Source organism: Pantoea sp. EKM21T (genome assembly GCF_011800405.1).
Lineage (GTDB): Bacteria > Pseudomonadota > Gammaproteobacteria > Enterobacterales > Enterobacteriaceae > Pantoea > Pantoea agglomerans.
The window spans coordinates 551243-566641 of sequence record NZ_JAALFV010000001.1 but is presented as its reverse complement, the minus strand read 5'-3'; the positions used below and the strand labels follow the sequence as shown (position 1 = coordinate 566641).

Annotated in this window: 15 protein-coding genes; 9 read left to right on the top strand and 6 right to left on the bottom strand. The window is 57.0% G+C overall.

Annotated elements, in window-relative coordinates:
• Positions 1-3: 3 nt before the first annotated feature.
• Both HFD87_RS02740 and HFD87_RS02735 read left to right on the top strand, forming a co-directional pair.
• Entirely contained in the window at positions 4-459 is a 456-nt protein-coding gene (locus HFD87_RS02740) for a DUF421 domain-containing protein (protein WP_167422902.1), read from the top strand.
• A gap of 255 nt (positions 460-714) precedes the next feature.
• Positions 715-948 (top strand): hypothetical protein, encoded by a 234-nt coding sequence (locus tag HFD87_RS02735; RefSeq protein WP_010259022.1) that lies wholly within the window; start codon positions 715-717, stop codon positions 946-948.
• Positions 949-985: 37 nt separating this feature from the next.
• On the opposite strand, the gene HFD87_RS02730 is transcribed toward HFD87_RS02735, so the two are convergent.
• A complete protein-coding gene (locus HFD87_RS02730) occupies positions 986-1882 on the bottom strand; it encodes a lipid kinase (protein WP_010259020.1) in 897 nt (298 codons plus the stop codon).
• Positions 1883-2053: 171 nt separating this feature from the next.
• Here HFD87_RS02730 and HFD87_RS02725 point away from each other — a divergent pair, with 171 nt between their 5' ends.
• The 3 genes from HFD87_RS02725 (at position 2054) to HFD87_RS02715 (ending at position 3220) form a co-directional block, all read left to right on the top strand.
• Positions 2054-2326 (top strand): cupin domain-containing protein, encoded by a 273-nt coding sequence (locus HFD87_RS02725; RefSeq protein WP_010259018.1) that lies wholly within the window; start codon positions 2054-2056, stop codon positions 2324-2326.
• A gap of 12 nt (positions 2327-2338) precedes the next feature.
• Positions 2339-2764: a DUF4186 domain-containing protein gene (locus HFD87_RS02720; protein ID WP_167422901.1), complete on the top strand. Its 426-nt coding sequence runs from the start codon at positions 2339-2341 to the stop codon at positions 2762-2764.
• A 138-nt stretch (positions 2765-2902) separates the two neighbouring features.
• A complete protein-coding gene (locus tag HFD87_RS02715) occupies positions 2903-3220 on the top strand; it encodes a hypothetical protein (RefSeq protein WP_010259015.1) in 318 nt (105 codons plus the stop codon).
• A gap of 304 nt (positions 3221-3524) precedes the next feature.
• Here HFD87_RS02715 and HFD87_RS02710 read toward each other — a convergent pair whose 3' ends face one another.
• Positions 3525-4748, bottom strand: a complete 1224-nt coding sequence (locus HFD87_RS02710; protein WP_010671259.1) for an AI-2E family transporter — start codon at positions 4746-4748, stop codon at positions 3525-3527.
• A 351-nt stretch (positions 4749-5099) separates the two neighbouring features.
• Here HFD87_RS02710 and HFD87_RS02705 point away from each other — a divergent pair, with 351 nt between their 5' ends.
• Positions 5100-5429, top strand: a complete 330-nt coding sequence (locus HFD87_RS02705; protein WP_045140688.1) for a hypothetical protein — start codon at positions 5100-5102, stop codon at positions 5427-5429.
• A 13-nt stretch (positions 5430-5442) separates the two neighbouring features.
• Here the strand turns inward: HFD87_RS02705 and HFD87_RS02700 are convergent, their stop codons facing one another.
• Positions 5443-9204 carry an NAD(P)-binding protein gene (locus HFD87_RS02700; protein WP_167422900.1) on the bottom strand — a complete coding sequence of 1254 codons (3762 nt, stop codon included), beginning with the start codon at positions 9202-9204 and terminating at the stop codon, positions 5443-5445.
• A gap of 600 nt (positions 9205-9804) precedes the next feature.
• On the opposite strand from HFD87_RS02700, the gene HFD87_RS02695 reads away from it, so the two are divergent.
• Entirely contained in the window at positions 9805-10497 is a 693-nt protein-coding gene (locus HFD87_RS02695; protein WP_010259010.1) for a DUF421 domain-containing protein, read from the top strand.
• On the opposite strand, the gene HFD87_RS02690 is transcribed toward HFD87_RS02695, so the two are convergent.
• A complete protein-coding gene (locus HFD87_RS02690) occupies positions 10494-11246 on the bottom strand; it encodes a GNAT family N-acetyltransferase (RefSeq protein ID WP_167422899.1) in 753 nt (250 codons plus the stop codon). The two genes, HFD87_RS02695 and HFD87_RS02690, sit on opposite strands and share 4 nt — an antisense overlap.
• Before the next feature lie 188 nt (positions 11247-11434).
• On the opposite strand from HFD87_RS02690, the gene HFD87_RS02685 reads away from it, so the two are divergent.
• A complete protein-coding gene (locus tag HFD87_RS02685) occupies positions 11435-11641 on the top strand; it encodes a hypothetical protein (protein ID WP_010259007.1) in 207 nt (68 codons plus the stop codon).
• A 65-nt stretch (positions 11642-11706) separates the two neighbouring features.
• Here the strand turns inward: HFD87_RS02685 and HFD87_RS02680 are convergent, their stop codons facing one another.
• Positions 11707-12900 carry a zinc-dependent alcohol dehydrogenase gene (locus tag HFD87_RS02680; protein ID WP_010259005.1) on the bottom strand — a complete coding sequence of 398 codons (1194 nt, stop codon included), beginning with the start codon at positions 12898-12900 and terminating at the stop codon, positions 11707-11709.
• Between the two features lie 150 nt (positions 12901-13050).
• Positions 13051-13641: a hypothetical protein gene (locus HFD87_RS02675; protein WP_033771112.1), complete on the bottom strand. Its 591-nt coding sequence runs from the start codon at positions 13639-13641 to the stop codon at positions 13051-13053.
• A 364-nt stretch (positions 13642-14005) separates the two neighbouring features.
• Between HFD87_RS02675 and HFD87_RS02670 the strand changes: the two genes are divergently transcribed.
• Complete coding sequence (locus HFD87_RS02670) at positions 14006-15292, top strand: HAAAP family serine/threonine permease (RefSeq protein ID WP_010671264.1); 1287 nt, start codon at positions 14006-14008, stop codon at positions 15290-15292.
• The last annotated feature ends 107 nt before the right edge of the window (positions 15293-15399 follow it).

Genomic DNA, 15399 nt, shown 5'->3' with positions numbered 1-15399 from the left:
TTTATGGAAACGGTATTACGTGCCTTAGCGATCTACCTGGTGCTGATGGTCGTGTTCAAAATTGCCGGCAGACGCACTCTGTTGCAGATGACCTCTTTCGATCTGATTCTGCTGTTGATCATCAGTGAAGCAACTCAGCAGGCGCTGCTGGGCGACGATTTTTCGGTGACCGGCGCGGCGCTAACCATTATCACGCTGGTCACGATTGATATCGTGCTGGGCAAACTGAAAAGCCGCTTTCCGGTGGTGGAACAGGTGATCGATGGTGGCCCGGTGATCCTGGTCGAGAATGGTAATCTGCTGACTGACCGCATGAAGATGACCGGCATCAGTCCTGATGATGTGCTGGAAGCGGCGCGCTCCGGGCAGGGTCTGGAGCGATTTGATCAGATTAAATATGCGGTGCTGGAGGTTAACGGGCATATCTCGATTATTCCCCGAGCCGATAAAGAGTCCTGAGGGGCGTTCGCCCTGGCCTGACAGGAGAGCGCCCGTGCCGGAGTCGCGCAGGTTACACACGCCTGAGATATCCTCATCCCCTTGCTGCAGCAGGCCCTGAATGCATTACAGATCCTCATTGCGTCACGCTGCGCTTGTTATGCCGCTTCCCTTGTAATCCTGTCGATTTCGTTCAGACTGAGTATTCCACTCATGCTTTATCATCAGAGCTGGCCTGACTATCAATCAGCGTTATGCTTTTACAGTCAGGATTAAATGAATGAATTTACGCGATTTACCTTCTACCCGGTTACCGGCTGGCATATTGGTCCCCTGAATACCCATCAGGCACTGGTAGTGAAATTCGGTTATATCGATCCCAATGCCCCGCGTGAAAAGGGCCCGCAGGAGACCCTGTTTCTGGGTCTGACCCTCGAAATGGCGAAAAAGCTGGTCGCCAATCTTTCCGAACACATCGACTACGCTGAAAAAAAGAGCACCCAGCACTAGTTTCTCACCGCGATCGGTTACCACGCCCACCGTCGGGCTATTTTGCTGCGCTGTCGCCCGGTGCATAAACCCGCAGTGCACTGGCTATCAGGCGAAAATGTGCGGGTGTCTGACCGATAATCTCACCATCTGCATTGATGTAATGGGGACGGCGCGTCTCAATCGTCAGCTCCGTGGCGCTGAATGCCCGCACGTTACGCCAGCGACCGTGAGTGCCGCGCCGCAGAAAGGGCAGCAGCGCAATGAGCTGCCAGCTATGCTGCAGCTCCAGACTGTAGACATCCAGTAACCCATCGTCCGGAGCGGCACGCTGTTCCACTGTCATGCCGCCCCCATAAAACCGTCCATTGCCCACCGACACCTGAACCGTTTTGATCGGCGTCCGATGGCCCTGATGCACCAGCGTAGCGCTGAAGGGACGGCTCTGCCGCAGCACCCGCAAAGCCGCCAGGGCATAACCGCCCACTCCCCAGCGTTTTTTCGATTCCGCCGTGAGGTTGCGCGCCAGTTCCACCGAAAAGCCGATGCTGGAGACGTTCAGAAACAGGTGCTGATTCACCTCACCCAGGTCCACTGCGCGCAGCTGCCCGTCAGCGATAATCTTTATCGCGGACTCCAGGCTGGCAGGAATGCCCAGCGTGCGGGCAAAATCGTTGGCGGTGCCCAGCGGTAAAATGCCCAGCGGCAGGCCGGTCTGCATCAGTCCTGGCGCGGCCGCATTAAGCGTGCCGTCGCCACCGCCGACGATCACCGCATCAACGCGATGGGCATACGCCGCGATTAATTCGCTGTAGCTGCGGGTATCATCTCCGGCCGGTTGCAGCAGGGTGAACCCGGCCTGAGCCAGCAGCGACTGTGCGCGGCTGGCCTCGGCGCGTCCTTTGCGCGAGCGCTGATTAATCAGCAGCAGGGCAGTTTTCTCCTGTTGAGACATACTTTTGCGTTATCCCGATGTCAAAATGGCTGTAACGAGACGGCAAGTACAGCACTGGCCTGACCGGTGAACAACCCTGCTTGCGCTACTTTACGTAACCTGTTGAGTGCCATAAGCGGCGATAAAGATCGTCTACACTGCTAAGGGTCAGATCCACACTGAGGAGTTGCGATGACAGAACACGAATTCAGAAAATTGTTAGCCGAACAGGGTTTTGACGAGCCTTTGTTGATTGAGCGTGCAGCCGCCGCCCAGCTTGATAATCACGTACATCCCTTTGAAGCACTGGCACTGATTCTGAGTGGTGACATCACCATCAGTACCGAACAAGGCGATACCACCTATCATCCCGGTGAGACATTTCATCTGCAGCCCAATGAACTCCATCGTGAGGCGTTCGGGTCGCAGGGCGTACGCTATCTGGCGGGACGTAAATATGAGTGACTGGCAATCAGCATGAAGGTTTCTGACGATCTTTTTACCCGGCTGTCACGCTCGCCGTTCCGTCAGCGCTTTCGTCTGGGACGCGCGGAATATGATTATGCGAGCAGCAAAGGCGAGCCGGTATTGCGCCAGCACGCCGCTGAGTTTGTGGCACAGCGGCTGGCGCCTGCGCAGCCTGAAAATGATGGCAAGCAGACGCCGATGCGCGGCCACCCGGTGTTTATCGCTCAGCACGCCACCGCAACCTGCTGTCGTGGCTGTCTGAGTAAGTGGCACAACATCGGACAGCACCAGCCGCTGAGCGCGGAGCAGCAGACCTATATAGTGACGGTGTTGCTGCAGTGGATCACTCATCAGATGCAGCAGCCTGCACCGCCTGCTCGCGTCAGCCGAAGCCAGCCGAAACCGGACAACGATCCGCAACTCGCACTTTGGTAATGGACGAAAAAGCTACAACCGGCGGCTTTTTCTGGTGAAAACTGGCCCTTTTTCATTCCTGGTTTATTCTTAAATCTTTCCTGGGAACACTATGCCAGGATTAAAACCTACACGGCAACGATTCATACAGAGGGAATTATGAAGAAATCAATTATTGCACTGTCTGCTATTTTGCTGGCCTCGCCGGTATTTGCTGCTACCACCACAGACAACACCGTTGCGGAAGCGCATAAAGGCGCCGATACCGCGAAGGAAAAACTGCATCAGACCCAGAACGAAGGCAAAGAGCTGAAGCTGAAGTCTGAGCACGCCGCTGAAGGCAAAAGCGATACCACCGGCAGTAAAATCACCGAAGGTACGCAGAAAGGCTGGCACAAAACCAAAGAAGGCACTGAGAAAGGCTGGGATAAAACCAAGCAGGGTGCTGAAGATCTGAAAAACAAAGCGACTAATTAATTCGCGGCTGTTTTGAGGTTAAAAAAAACCCACCGAAAGGTGGGTTTTTTTATGGTTGGGAAATTCTGGCTTTGGATTGCTGCTGGATCGAGCCTGCTCAGGGTACTGGGTCAGATCGGAAAGACGCAAAGGCCGTCGTCCATGACATGCTCGGCCCGCGCCGTCCTGGCGCGGGACGCTTTCCTCTTCTGACCCAGAACCCTGCGCGTTGTGAGCTTATTCATTGCTGTCAGAGTAAAACTGATTCAACCAGGTAAGCTGTCTGTAACCCACTGAAAAGTAGGTTTTTTATGGTTGACTCAGATTACGCTTTCTTTTCCGCTGTTTCTTTCTCCGAGGCGGCTAACGCCGCGACTTTCCTTTCCGTCTCTGCAGCCGCATCGGCGGAGGCCGCCGCCGCTTCAGCCGCAGCCTCTGCCGCGGTATCAGACTGTTTCTTGCCTTCTTCGATAAACTCTTCGTCGATGGCTTCGATGTTTTCGCGGTTATCGCGTCCGGAGAGCAGGTTCCAGCAGGCGATAAACAGGGCGGCAATCACCGGACCGATAACAAAACCGTTGATGCCGTAGATTTCCATGCCGCCCAGCGTGGCGATCAGAATCAGATAGTCAGGCATTTTGGTGTCTTTGCCGACCAGCAGCGGACGCAGGATGTTATCAACCAGTCCGACAATCACCACGAAGAAGCCCACCAGGAACAGCCCTTTCCAAAGTGCACCGGTGGCGAAGAAGAAGATCGCCGCAGGCACCCAGATAATGGCGGAACCGACTGCCGGAATAAGGGAGAGGAAGGCCATCAGCGCGCCCCACAGCAGGCTGCCGTCTATACCGGTAAACCAGAATGCCAGCCCACCGAGAATACCCTGAACAATACCGACCACCACCGTGCCTTTCACCGTCGCGCGCGCCACGGCCGCAAACTTCACCATCAGGTGATGCTTCACGTAGGTTGAGAGCGGCAGCGCTTCCAGGATCAGATGCACCAGATAGGAGCCATCTTTCAGCAGGAAGAACAGCAGGTAAAGCATCACGCCAAAGCCGACGGTGAAGCTGAACGTCCCTTTACCGATGATAAAGGCGCTGCCTGCCACATACTGACCGCCCTTGAGGGCAAACGAGGAGAGCTTCTGCTGAATCTGTTCGGCGTTATCCAGGTTATTTTCAGCCAGATAATGTTTTGCCCAGCGCGGCAGATGCTGCAACAGATCGGCGAAGACCGCCGGGAACTGCGCCGAATTGGTCTGCAGTTTGTGATAGACCGCGTTGGTTTCGACCACCAGCGATGAGGCGATAATGGCCAGCGGCGTGAACACAATCAGACAGATACAGAGCAGGGTAATCAACGCGGCCAGGCCATTGCGTTCGCCCATTCGGACCCGCAGATACGTTTTCAGCGGATGGAAAATCACCGCCAGAATCGCCGCCCATAAAATCGGCGAGAAATAGGGCGAAAGCACCTCGAAAAAACCGAGGGTGGCAATAGCCAGAATCAAAATGAAAAACCCGATGTTCAATCCTTTAAAACGCATGGAAAAACCTCATCTCGAACAACTCTGATAAACCCGACGCGCGAATTTTCTGTGTATGGCTTTGCTTATGCGGCTGCCTCGTCACTGATTATCGGTCAGGCTTTGCTTTTTAAACGCTGCTGATGACAGCATCATGCTGGCTAACTCTTTGAAATGTCTGGCAGAAGTGATGAACGGGCAATGTGCGTTCGCTGCGTGACTTCCTATAGGTAACACGCTGCAACTGACAGCAGCGCGCTGAATCCTACATTAGCGTAGCGGTTTCGACCATTATTGGTAGGTCAGAGACTCATGATCCCGGGGGATGCTGCCGATAACAGTATTAACTGGATAAAAAACAGGCAATGAAAAATGAGTAAACAGAGCGTCTTAATCGTGCTGCTGACGCTGGTATTAACCGGCTGCGCCACCAAGCAGTATCCGCAGGCATCCGCGGTCACCCCGGAAGAGACGGCGATGCTGAATTGCAGCGCGCTGGATCAGGAGCTGGTGAAAGCGCACAGCGTGCAGAGTGATATTGAGCAGACCGGCCAGTTCGATGCACTGACCGTGCTGGGCTTTGTCGGGGATTTCGGGCTGGGCAATGGCATTGCGAAATACAATGCCAGCCAGAAGGCGGAGCGGCGACTGACGCAGTTACAGTCGCTGAAAGCCGCGAAGTGCAGCCAGCGGCTTTCGTAGCGACTGCGCCGGGTCAGCCGAGCGTCCGTTCGCTGACATGCTGCAGCCGGACATTTTCGGCGGCGCGTTTACCGGCAAGGAAGGCGTGATCCGAGTTGTAATATTCCCACTCGCTGTAGCGGCCTGACAGATGAATGTCCTGGGTCAGCAGCCACTGGCGGATCAGCGCCACGTTAGCGCTGCGCGCATGGTCATAGACCACGTAGGCGTAGGGCATATCGACCTCTGAGGCGCAGAGCAGCGGATCGTCCGCGGTGATCATGCCAACTCTGATGCAATCCTGACGGCAGCGCTCAATCAGCGCATCTCCCGCCAGCGGCAGCGGATTGGCCGCGTTATAGGTGATTTCGCAGGTTAAGCCGAAACCGCCCGGCGGGTTGCAGTGCGGACTCGCATTGCCCTGCACAAAGATGCGGTGAAACAGCGTATCGCCAGGATAGTAAATCCAGTGCTTTTCGGTCAGGTCGGCGCGGCCAATTCCCAGATTAACGCAGCGCACCGAGACAAACTTCAGCTGCTGCGCCGCCCGTTGCACACTATCCGGCACTTCATCGCCCATCAGTTTAATCAGCTCCGGCAGCGGCATGGTGCTGATCAATTGTTCATAAAGGTAGTGGCGGCCATCCGCCAGCAGCGCGACGTGCGCCTGCGGGTAGAGGCGGGTCAGGGTGGCATCCGTTTCCAGCGTACATTTCAGGTGCGGCAAAAAGCCGGACATCAGCGCCTGGAAGCCACCGCGCAGCGGATAGCCGAAACGGGCGTTGGGGCCAACCGGTTTCGCCAGCGGTTGCAGCGCGCCATCAATGATCTGCGCCAGATCGGGCAGCGGTACGCGTCCGCCCAGCCATGAAGTTTCCATGTCGGTCAGCGGCACCTTCCACAGTTTCTGGTTGTAGGGCAGGGCAAAGTGACGCGCGATGCCTTTGCCCCAGGTGCGCATAATGAAGTGCTGGAAATCCTCTTCGCCTTCCACCACGCCTGTGCTGCTGCCCTCATCGGGGATCGCGCCATCTGCGCAGCAGTCCCGCCGTGCCCGCGCCCGATCCAGTGGCACCGCGGCGGCGGCCGTTTCGCCATAACGCGCCTCGATAGCGCCCAGCACGCACTCTTTTACCACCTCGACCGGCAAGCCGTGCAGCGCGGACTGGAAGGGATAGCGGGTATAAACGCCGTCGCTGTAGACCCAGGCTTCACGCGCCTGCCAGTGCAGGTTGTCGCCCAGCAACATCTCATACAGCTGCAAGACGTACGGGTCCTGCGAGAACATAATGTGACCGGCATAGTCGAAGGTAAAACCCTGATCGTCAATCGAGCGGCACCAGCCGCCAGGCGTGGCATTTTTCTCCAGCAACACTGCGCCTTCGCCATAGTGATAACCGGCGCTCAGCCCGGTTGGCCCGGCTCCGATAATCAGGCAGGGAACGGCTTCACTCTCCAGCATCAATGGGGTTAACGGCGTGATATTCGCCTGCGCGCTGCCCTGGCTAGCCGACCTTATTGCGGGCTGACGCTGCGTCAGCGCCTGCTGGATCAGTCCATGAATCTGTTCAGCGGTGCGATCCCATGAGGTGGCATCGACCTTTGCCTGCATCCGTCCCGCCAGCGCCAGCCGTTCTGCGGCACCAATCGCCATTGCCTGTTCACAGGCGGCAATAAATTCCGCGTGGCTCTCTGCCACCGCCACTTCCTCTGCGTAATGCCGCGCTACGTCAATAATCGCGGTACTGACAATCGGCAGCTGCGCCGCCATATACTCCAGCACCTTGGTCGGTGAGATGTAGCGCGTCGAGGCATTGATGGCAAACGGCATCAGACAGACATCCCAGCCCGCCAGAAACTGTGGCAGCGCCTGATAGGGCTGCTGTCCGAGCCAGTGAATATTGTCGCGCTGCGGCAGGCTGGCGGGATCAATTTTTACCACCGGCCCGACCATAATGATCTGCCATTCGGGGTGGCTGTCCGCCAGCGCCGCAATCAGCGGCAGGTCTATGCGCTCATCCAGCACGCCGTAATAGCCAAGACGCTGTGCCGGAATCGCATCCTGCATCGGATGTCGATTGCTGCGATCGCGCGCCTGCTCAAAATGAATAGCATCGACGCTGCTGGGAAAGCAGTAAACCTGAGCATGTTTGTCACGCTTCGCTTCATAGAGGCTGGTGCCGCCGGTAAAGACCAGATCGGCGCGGGTCATCAGCGCGGATTCGCGCTGCTGCAGCTGGCGCGGTGCATTCTGAAAAGCGGAAAGCTCATCCATGCAGTCGTAAATCACCAGTGACGGATTAAAAGGGGTCAGCAACGGCAGCGCCATCGGCGTATAGAACCAGATCAGCGGCTGTTCATCTTCCTCCAGCAGCGGCGTCAGCAACAGCAGCAGCGGGGCGATCTGGCTGTCGTGGAAACCAGGCGCGTCGCTGTCGGTATGCGGCTGGATCACCGTGATGTTAGCGGCAGGCGAGCTCTGATGCAGGCCCTGTGGCCCCGCCTGCCAGACCGGCTCTTCGACAAACAGCACGCGATAGTGCTGTGCCAGTCGTGTCAGTAGCTGCTGCGGACGCTGAAAAACAAATCCCCAGCGTAAATGGCTGAAAACGATGAGAACAGGTGGTTTCATAGTGTGCTCCTGACAGGGGTGTTTTGAGGAGTGGATGTGCTGCAAAAAGCGCTGCGCCTGACGCAATGCGTCGGCATAAGGCTGCTGTAGCTGGCGGGCATAGGGAGCGGCCCCCAGCAGATCGAGATCCCACAAACCGCTGCGGGTCCAGAAAGTCGTCTCCTCCCATAAGGGACGATCGAGGATCGGATAGAGGCAGATGCCGTGCAGCTCAACGCCTGCCAGTAGCGCCTGCGCAACCTGCGCGGCGATCTCAAGGATCCAGCTTCCGCGTCCGCTGCCGACGTGGCTGGTTTCCGCCAGCAGCAGTGGCCGCTGATAACGCTGCCAGACCTGCTGCAGCATCCGATGCAGCGGCAGGCGTCGGCTGTCGCCCAGATGCCAGTAAAGCCGCCGGTTTGATCCCTGCTCCCACTGATTGTCGTGGTAGTAATTCACGCCAATCAGATCGAGATAGCGTGGGGCGCCGCCCAGTTCCGGGTTGCGCCTGCCGCTCAGCATGTCCCACGCCTGATACTGGGTGTCACACATCTCACGTGCCAGCACGTCGCTGGCCGGATCGGCGGGATCGGGCACGATATGGATCAGTGGATCACAGTGCAGCAGACGCGCTCGCGGATCGGCCAGCCAGATGGCATCACAGGCTGCCAGCGTAGCGCGCACCAGCTGCTGCTTGGCGGCATCCGCCCGATCCGCTTCAGCGATCGCCTCACAGGTGAACAGCCCTACCGAGATACCCCAGCTGACAAAGGAGATCTCATTCATCGGAGAGTAGACTGGCGCCTGCTGATACCAGGGGGCCAGGAAGCGGGCCAGTGCGCCACAGAAGGCGGCGAAACGGCTGACAAAGTCGTGGTCAAACAGGCTGACGCCAGCGGGCCAGCCGTAGTGGCAGATTGTCCAGCTCAGCTGAATGCCCTGCTGCTCTGCGGCCTGCATCCGGGCCGCGACCGTCGAGAAGTCATAGCGGCCATCGTGCTCACATAACCGCCAGCCGACGCTTTCGCGCACTGTGCGAATGGAAAAGGGGGCCAGCGCGGCATAATCTTCTGCTGCACGCGCCTGATGCTGGTTAAGATCGTTCATCGACAGCGCAAGGCCGGCAGGATTGATATGATCGGCACCTTCGTAGCCGGCCTGCCAGAAACTGGAAAAGGGCGTCATGGCATCTCCCGAAAAAAAGCAACACGCTCCCCGCTGACGAGCCGTCGTGAAACGGGTCAGGGCGTCAGGGTATGCATTGCAGACTGATCGATCTGACCACTCTGAACGGACGGGCGATCCATGCCATAAGCCACAGACACTGAGTTGCAGGCATCAGGGCCTGTCGCGGTGTGGACGAGTGAGATAGCAGGTATAGGCCAGTGACGCTATCGGCAGAAAAAGGCTGGCTTCTCTGGATGTTGAAAGGTTTTGCGGAAGCCTTACTGGAAAGTATAGGTAGTAAGGTTTGGTTCGCAATTTATTGAAGTAAAAGAAAAAAGCGCAGCGGTAAAAATTATCCAGCCAGAAACAGGAAGTTTTAGCATGCGGTTTTGCGAACGGCCCGATAAGCGCAGCGTGAATAGTGTCAGCGCCATTTTCAGCTTTGTTAACCTTTTCCTCAACATGCAGAGAGGTCAGACTCGCCCACTTTCGCGTTACAGCTTCGCTTGCCTTTTGGCGGGCTGGCGACAAGATTTACTTATCACTGGCCTGAATCTGCGGGTCATCAACGGGTGATGCGACGATGCGCGCCCCCTAAAACAGGATGTTTTACAGACTATGTTCTCATTCGACTGGCACCGTTTCTTACTTAACGATCAACCGGCCACCTTTTTGTTTGAGGTGGTGGTACGGGTCATGATCGCTTATCTGGTGGTGTTCACCTTTCTGAAAGTCTCAGGACGACGCGGCGTGCGCCAGCTGTCGCTGTTCGAGCTGGTGGTGATCCTGACGCTGGGTTCCGCGTCCGGTGATGTGACATTTTACGATGATGTGCCGGTGCTGCCGGTCATTATGGTGTTTGTAGTCCTGCTGGCGCTCTACCGCTTCACGACCTGGCTGACGGCGCACAGCCCGCGCTTTTCACGGCTTATTCAGGGCGACGTGATTACCCTGATTAAAGAGGGATTGTATGTGCTGGAGAGTCTGGATCGTCTGAATATTTCCGAAGATGAGTTTTATATGGAGTTACGGCAGAGTGGTGTGGAGCATCTGGGGCAGATCCGGCTGGCGCTGGTGGAGGTCGATGGTCAGCTCAGCCTCTATTTCTACGATGACGATGAGATGCGCGCCGGGTTAAGCGTACTGCCCCCTGAGCACCGGCAGGATTACAGCACTGTGCCGGTCAGCGCGCTCTATGCCTGCACCCATTGCGGCCAGACGCAGATCATTGAGGCTGAGCAGCAGGCTGTCTGCCCGCGCTGTCAGCGACAGCGCTGGTCCGCGGCACTGACCGTGCGTCGGCTGCATTAATCGCCAGCATCCGCTCCGCGTTCAGGACTTGTCGCGTTTGCATCAGCCGGGTTAACGTCGGCGAAGCAGGCGCTGAGCGGGCGCTTTTGCTGTCCCCCGGCAGCGAAATTATCCGCACTTAGCCAGGCACTCAGGGCGCGCTGAACATCTGGCCATTCACGGTCAATAACTGATAGCCAGTCGGTATCGCGATTACGCTGTTTACGCGTCATAACCTGACGAAAACGGCCCTCAAAGCGGAACCCCAGCCGTTCTGCTGCGCGTCGTGATGCGATATTGGTTGAATCACAGCGCCACGCCACTCGCCGATAGCCGAGCGAGAAAGCCTGTTGCAGCAGCAGATAAATCGCCTCGCTGCCGATGACACTGCGCTGCATCAGCGGCGACCAGGTGACGTGACCGATTTCAACAGTGCCGTGTCCCGGCTCAATGCTGGCGAAGCAGACCACGCCGCAGGGCTGCTGATTTGGCGAGCAGACCGTGAAGGACACCAGGGCCGCATCCGCCACTTTATCCGCAATCCAGTGCTGCATCTGCGGCAGAGAGGCGGGCCGCTCTGCGCTCAGCCAGGTCCAGTCGCGATCATCCGGTGCCAGCATAAATGCCTGCAATAGCGGTTCTGCATGATCGATGCTTAGCGGCAGGAGAAGGCAGTGCTGACCCGTGAGTGGCATACAGGGTGGTCTGGTGACCGGTTGCCAGTCGGGCAGAGCCTCACCGACCGGCTGATCAAACTGATTGAGGTTCAATAGCATTCTCCTGAAAGAAAACGGACGGTTAGCCGGGAAACTTATGATGCCGGGCTGACGGACTATCCTGAACCGCGGTTAAACCCGTCGCAGCTTGTTCCCGCTTACCACATAACTTTGCCTGTTACTGACAGAAAATGAAAACCCTTCGGGCAGCATAGCGGCACCGTTACCAAAGAGGTGTGCGTATGAAAGTGAGGCTGGCCAGTGCATTACTGTTTTTGCTGTTATCGTTTGGCGCGTTTTCACAACAGGTGATCAGCGAAAGTCATCCCCATTCACGCAGTGCGCGATGGCTGGAGCAGGGCAGTCAGGTTGATACGGCGGATTCGCCGGATGAACATCTGCTGGAGAGGCGGGAGTGGCGAAGCAGCCTGCAACGCAAGCCGTTCTGAGATGAGATCCCCGGCGGAAAACAGCCGGGGAGCCAGGGGTTAAGCGTTTCAGACCCGTTGTGAAATTATATTGTGGCCTGTGTCGCTGCCATGCCAGGCACCAGAATCACCTTGCGGCACTCCTCTTCGCGTTTGGCGAAAATATCGTAGCCACGCGCAGCATCTTCCAGCGGCAGATGGTGGGTCACAATCTCTTCTGGCGTCAGATGACCCTGTTCGATCAGCTTCAGCAGGTCGGGCAGATAAGCGTGTACGTGGGTCTGTCCCATCTTAAAGGTCAGCCCTTTGTCAAAGGCGTCACCAAACAGGAAGCCGTGAATGAATCCGGCATAGACGCCCGGCACGCTGACGATACCGCCACGCCTTACTGCGGCAATACACTGACGCAACGCTTTACCGCTGCTGCCTTCCAGTTTGAGATTGGTGAGCACGGTTTCGGTCATGCTGCCTTTTGCCTCGAATCCTACTGCATCAATTACCGCATCCACACCGCGATTGCCGGTGCTGTGTTCGATAATCCAGCCGGCCGGGTCATCGATCTCATCGAAGTTAATCGGGATAACACCGTAGCGCTCACGGGCAAAGTTTAAGCGGTAGTTGTTGTGGTCGATCATGTAGATCTGTTCGGCACCCTGCTGTCGGGCGCAGGCGGCACTGAGCAGGCCAACCGGCCCGGCACCGAAAATCGCCAGGCTGGAGCCCGGTTTCACCTCGGCGTTTTTCACCGCCTGCCACGCGGTGGGCAGAATGTCTGACAGGAACAGCACTTTCTCATCCGACAGTACCGACGGCACTTTAAACGGGCCGGTATTGGCTTTCGGCACCCGGACATATTCCGCCTGTCCACCAGGCACACCGCCATAGAGTTTGCTGAAACCAAACAGGGCTGCGGGGGGCGTGATGTTTTTCCGGTTCAGGATGGCACCCCGTCCGCTGTTGGTATTTTCACAGGCAGCATACTGGCTCATCAGGCAGAAAAAACAGTCGCCACAGGCGATAACAAACGGGATCACCACCCGATCGCCTTTGGCCACGGCGGTCACTGCGCTGCCTGCTTCAACCACTTCGCCCATAAACTCATGACCAAAGATATCTCCGTGCCCGGTACCGGGGATTTTGCCGCGGTAAAGGTGCAGGTCTGAACCGCAAATAGCGGTGGCGGTCACACGCAGAATAATGTCATCTGCGGCTTCCAGACCGGGATCGGGAACGTTATCGACGCTGACTTTATGGGGGCCGTGATAAGTTAATGCTTTCATCTGTTCATCTCCTGATGATTAGGGGACGGCGGCCAGGCCAGAAGGCGTGGCCACGCACGGGAAAGACTCAGGAAACCTGAAATCGAAACCTGCCTGAAGTGTAGTAATCCTTTAAGGAGTAAGCAGAGCGGTGCAGCAGGCTGGTCAGTTTCAGCCGGGCTGACAGGGCGGCTGAACCTGCGTTGTGGCGACCGTTACGGCTCGGGTGTCGGGTTGCCAGAGAGCGAGGTCGGCAAAAGCACGACGATAAACCGTGTCGATTTGTGCCGGAACCTGTTCGATGTAGTGCCAGGCATGCTCACGCGTTTCACCGGTGAGCTGCTGCAGATAGTGCCGCGCGTCGTCCAGCGTCGGGATCTGGCCTTCAACACCCGCCATGCGGGCAGGCAGACCGGTCCAGATCAGACCTTCTATGCCTTTGGTCTTAGCCCACTCTGCCAGTGGTCCCGCTGAGGTCGCCGTCACCGTCATCATCCCGATGCCATCGATGCGACTGTCCGGAATGGCTTCACGGAGGCGCAATGCGCGGCAGGCGCTCTCAAGTGAGGCGGTATTCAGCCAGGCCCAGTACACCGGCACCGGGCTGGCGTTAAGGCAGATCGCGGTCGACAGCTCGCCGCCGTCAGCGATGCGCACAAACTCAATCGGTAGCTCAGGACCATCATGATGCCACTGACTGGCCACCGGCAGTGCGCCAGCTTTCCAGATTAACGATCCCCATCCGAGGCAGGCAATTTTCATTCTCTTCTCCTGTGCGCCTGTCGGCGTAATCGCGACAGAATCTGTTTAAGCGTAGCCCGTTGCGCTGAACCGTTACAGGGATCACCTTTTTAGGGGCGGTAAAACCGCCACAAAGATGGCATGATCGCTGCGCAGTCACTTTGCACAACCTGACGGTTTTTTCATCAATCCATGCGTGTTTATCTGCACGGCTTGAACTTTTATCGTCAGGTAGTGTAAAAAGTGGCGCACGCAATCGATTACCTATGCACGGGCGAGTCAGCATCACGTTGACTGATCCGGTTGCAGCTGAGGCGCAGAGTGGGGCGGACATTTGCCTGCCTGACGGCTCAGGTTACTGGCGGCTTTTAAAACGGAAGATCTGATGAAAACCACGCAAACTGGCACGCTGGGCGCGCTTGAGAGTGACGTCGATACGGGATGGCGTAAAACCGACACCATGTGGATGCTGGGTTTATACGGCACGGCGATTGGGGCGGGTGTGCTGTTCCTGCCTATCAATGCTGGCGTCGGCGGGCTGATCCCGCTGATCATCATGGCGATACTGGCGTTTCCGCTGACCTTTTTTGCGCACCGCGCCCTGACCCGATTCGTTCTCTCCGGTAAAAATCCGGCCGGGGATATCACCGAGGTGGTCGAGGAGCATTTTGGCGTTGGTGCGGGCAAGCTGATTACGCTGCTCTATTTCTTCGCTATCTACCCGATTCTGCTGATGTACAGCGTAGCGATCACCAACACGGTTGAGAGCCTGATGGTGAATCAGCTCGGCCTGGTGCCGCCACCGCGTGTACTGCTGTCGCTGCTGCTGATTGTCGGACTGATGACCATTGTGCGTTTCGGCGAGAAGATGATTGTCAAAGCGATGAGCGTGCTGGTTTATCCCTTTGTGGCGGTGCTGATGCTGATGGCCTGCTATCTGATCCCGCACTGGCACGGCGCTGTGCTTTCGACCCTGAACGTTCAGCCCGCGGGCAGCAGCCTGTGGATGACGCTGTGGCTGGCGATTCCGGTGATGGTCTTCTCCTTTAATCACTCGCCGATTATCTCCTCATTCGCGCTGGCAAAGCGGGAAGAGTATGGCGATGCCGCAGAGAAAAAGTGTTCGCGCATTCTGGCCTGCTCGCACCTGATGATGGTGGTGACGGTGATGTTCTTTGTCTTCAGCTGCGTGCTGAGCCTGTCGCCTGAAGATTTACACGCCGCCAAGGCGCAGAACATCACCATTCTTTCCTATCTGGCGAACCATTTTAAGGTGCCGATGATCGCCTGGCTGGGACCGCTGATTGCCATTGTGGCGATCACGAAATCGTTTCTCGGTCACTATCTTGGCGCGCGCGAAGGATTTAACGGCATGGTTAATAAGGCGCTGCGCAGTCGCGGCAAAACCATCGCGCCCGCCAGACTGAATCGCCTGACCGGACTCTTTATGCTGCTGACGACCTGGCTGGTGGCAACGCTGGACCCCAATATTCTCGGCATGATTGAGACGCTTGGCGGGCCGGTCATTGCGATGATTCTGTTCCTGATGCCGATGTACGCTATCCAGAAGGTACCCGCGATGCGGAAGTACAGCGGTCATATCAGCAATCTGTTTGTCGTGCTGATCGGACTGATTGCCATCTCCGCAATCTTCTATTCGCTGGTGAAGTAACACTTAGCGCAACAGGCGCATCTCAATCCTCCTGGGATGCGCCTGCCATTCTGCCCGCCCTTCGCCATTCTCTCTATGCACCTCCACGTATTCAGCGATATCGCTCC

What these genes read in the sequence shown, in the direction of transcription:
- HFD87_RS02740 (WP_167422902.1), top strand. Translation starts at nt 4, where the DNA reads ATGGAAACGGTATTACGTGCCTTAGCGATCTACCTGGTGCTGATGGTC.
- HFD87_RS02735 (WP_010259022.1), top strand. Translation starts at nt 715, where the DNA reads ATGAATGAATTTACGCGATTTACCTTCTACCCGGTTACCGGCTGGCAT.
- HFD87_RS02730 (WP_010259020.1), bottom strand. Translation starts at nt 1,882, where the DNA reads ATGTCTCAACAGGAGAAAACTGCCCTGCTGCTGATTAATCAGCGCTCG.
- HFD87_RS02725 (WP_010259018.1), top strand. Translation starts at nt 2,054, where the DNA reads ATGACAGAACACGAATTCAGAAAATTGTTAGCCGAACAGGGTTTTGAC.
- HFD87_RS02720 (WP_167422901.1), top strand. Translation starts at nt 2,339, where the DNA reads ATGAAGGTTTCTGACGATCTTTTTACCCGGCTGTCACGCTCGCCGTTC.
- HFD87_RS02715 (WP_010259015.1), top strand. Translation starts at nt 2,903, where the DNA reads ATGAAGAAATCAATTATTGCACTGTCTGCTATTTTGCTGGCCTCGCCG.
- HFD87_RS02710 (WP_010671259.1), bottom strand. Translation starts at nt 4,748, where the DNA reads ATGCGTTTTAAAGGATTGAACATCGGGTTTTTCATTTTGATTCTGGCT.
- HFD87_RS02705 (WP_045140688.1), top strand. Translation starts at nt 5,100, where the DNA reads ATGAGTAAACAGAGCGTCTTAATCGTGCTGCTGACGCTGGTATTAACC.
- HFD87_RS02700 (WP_167422900.1), bottom strand. Translation starts at nt 9,204, where the DNA reads ATGACGCCCTTTTCCAGTTTCTGGCAGGCCGGCTACGAAGGTGCCGAT.
- HFD87_RS02695 (WP_010259010.1), top strand. Translation starts at nt 9,805, where the DNA reads ATGTTCTCATTCGACTGGCACCGTTTCTTACTTAACGATCAACCGGCC.
- HFD87_RS02685 (WP_010259007.1), top strand. Translation starts at nt 11,435, where the DNA reads ATGAAAGTGAGGCTGGCCAGTGCATTACTGTTTTTGCTGTTATCGTTT.
- HFD87_RS02680 (WP_010259005.1), bottom strand. Translation starts at nt 12,900, where the DNA reads ATGAAAGCATTAACTTATCACGGCCCCCATAAAGTCAGCGTCGATAAC.
- HFD87_RS02675 (WP_033771112.1), bottom strand. Translation starts at nt 13,641, where the DNA reads ATGAAAATTGCCTGCCTCGGATGGGGATCGTTAATCTGGAAAGCTGGC.
- HFD87_RS02670 (WP_010671264.1), top strand. Translation starts at nt 14,006, where the DNA reads ATGAAAACCACGCAAACTGGCACGCTGGGCGCGCTTGAGAGTGACGTC.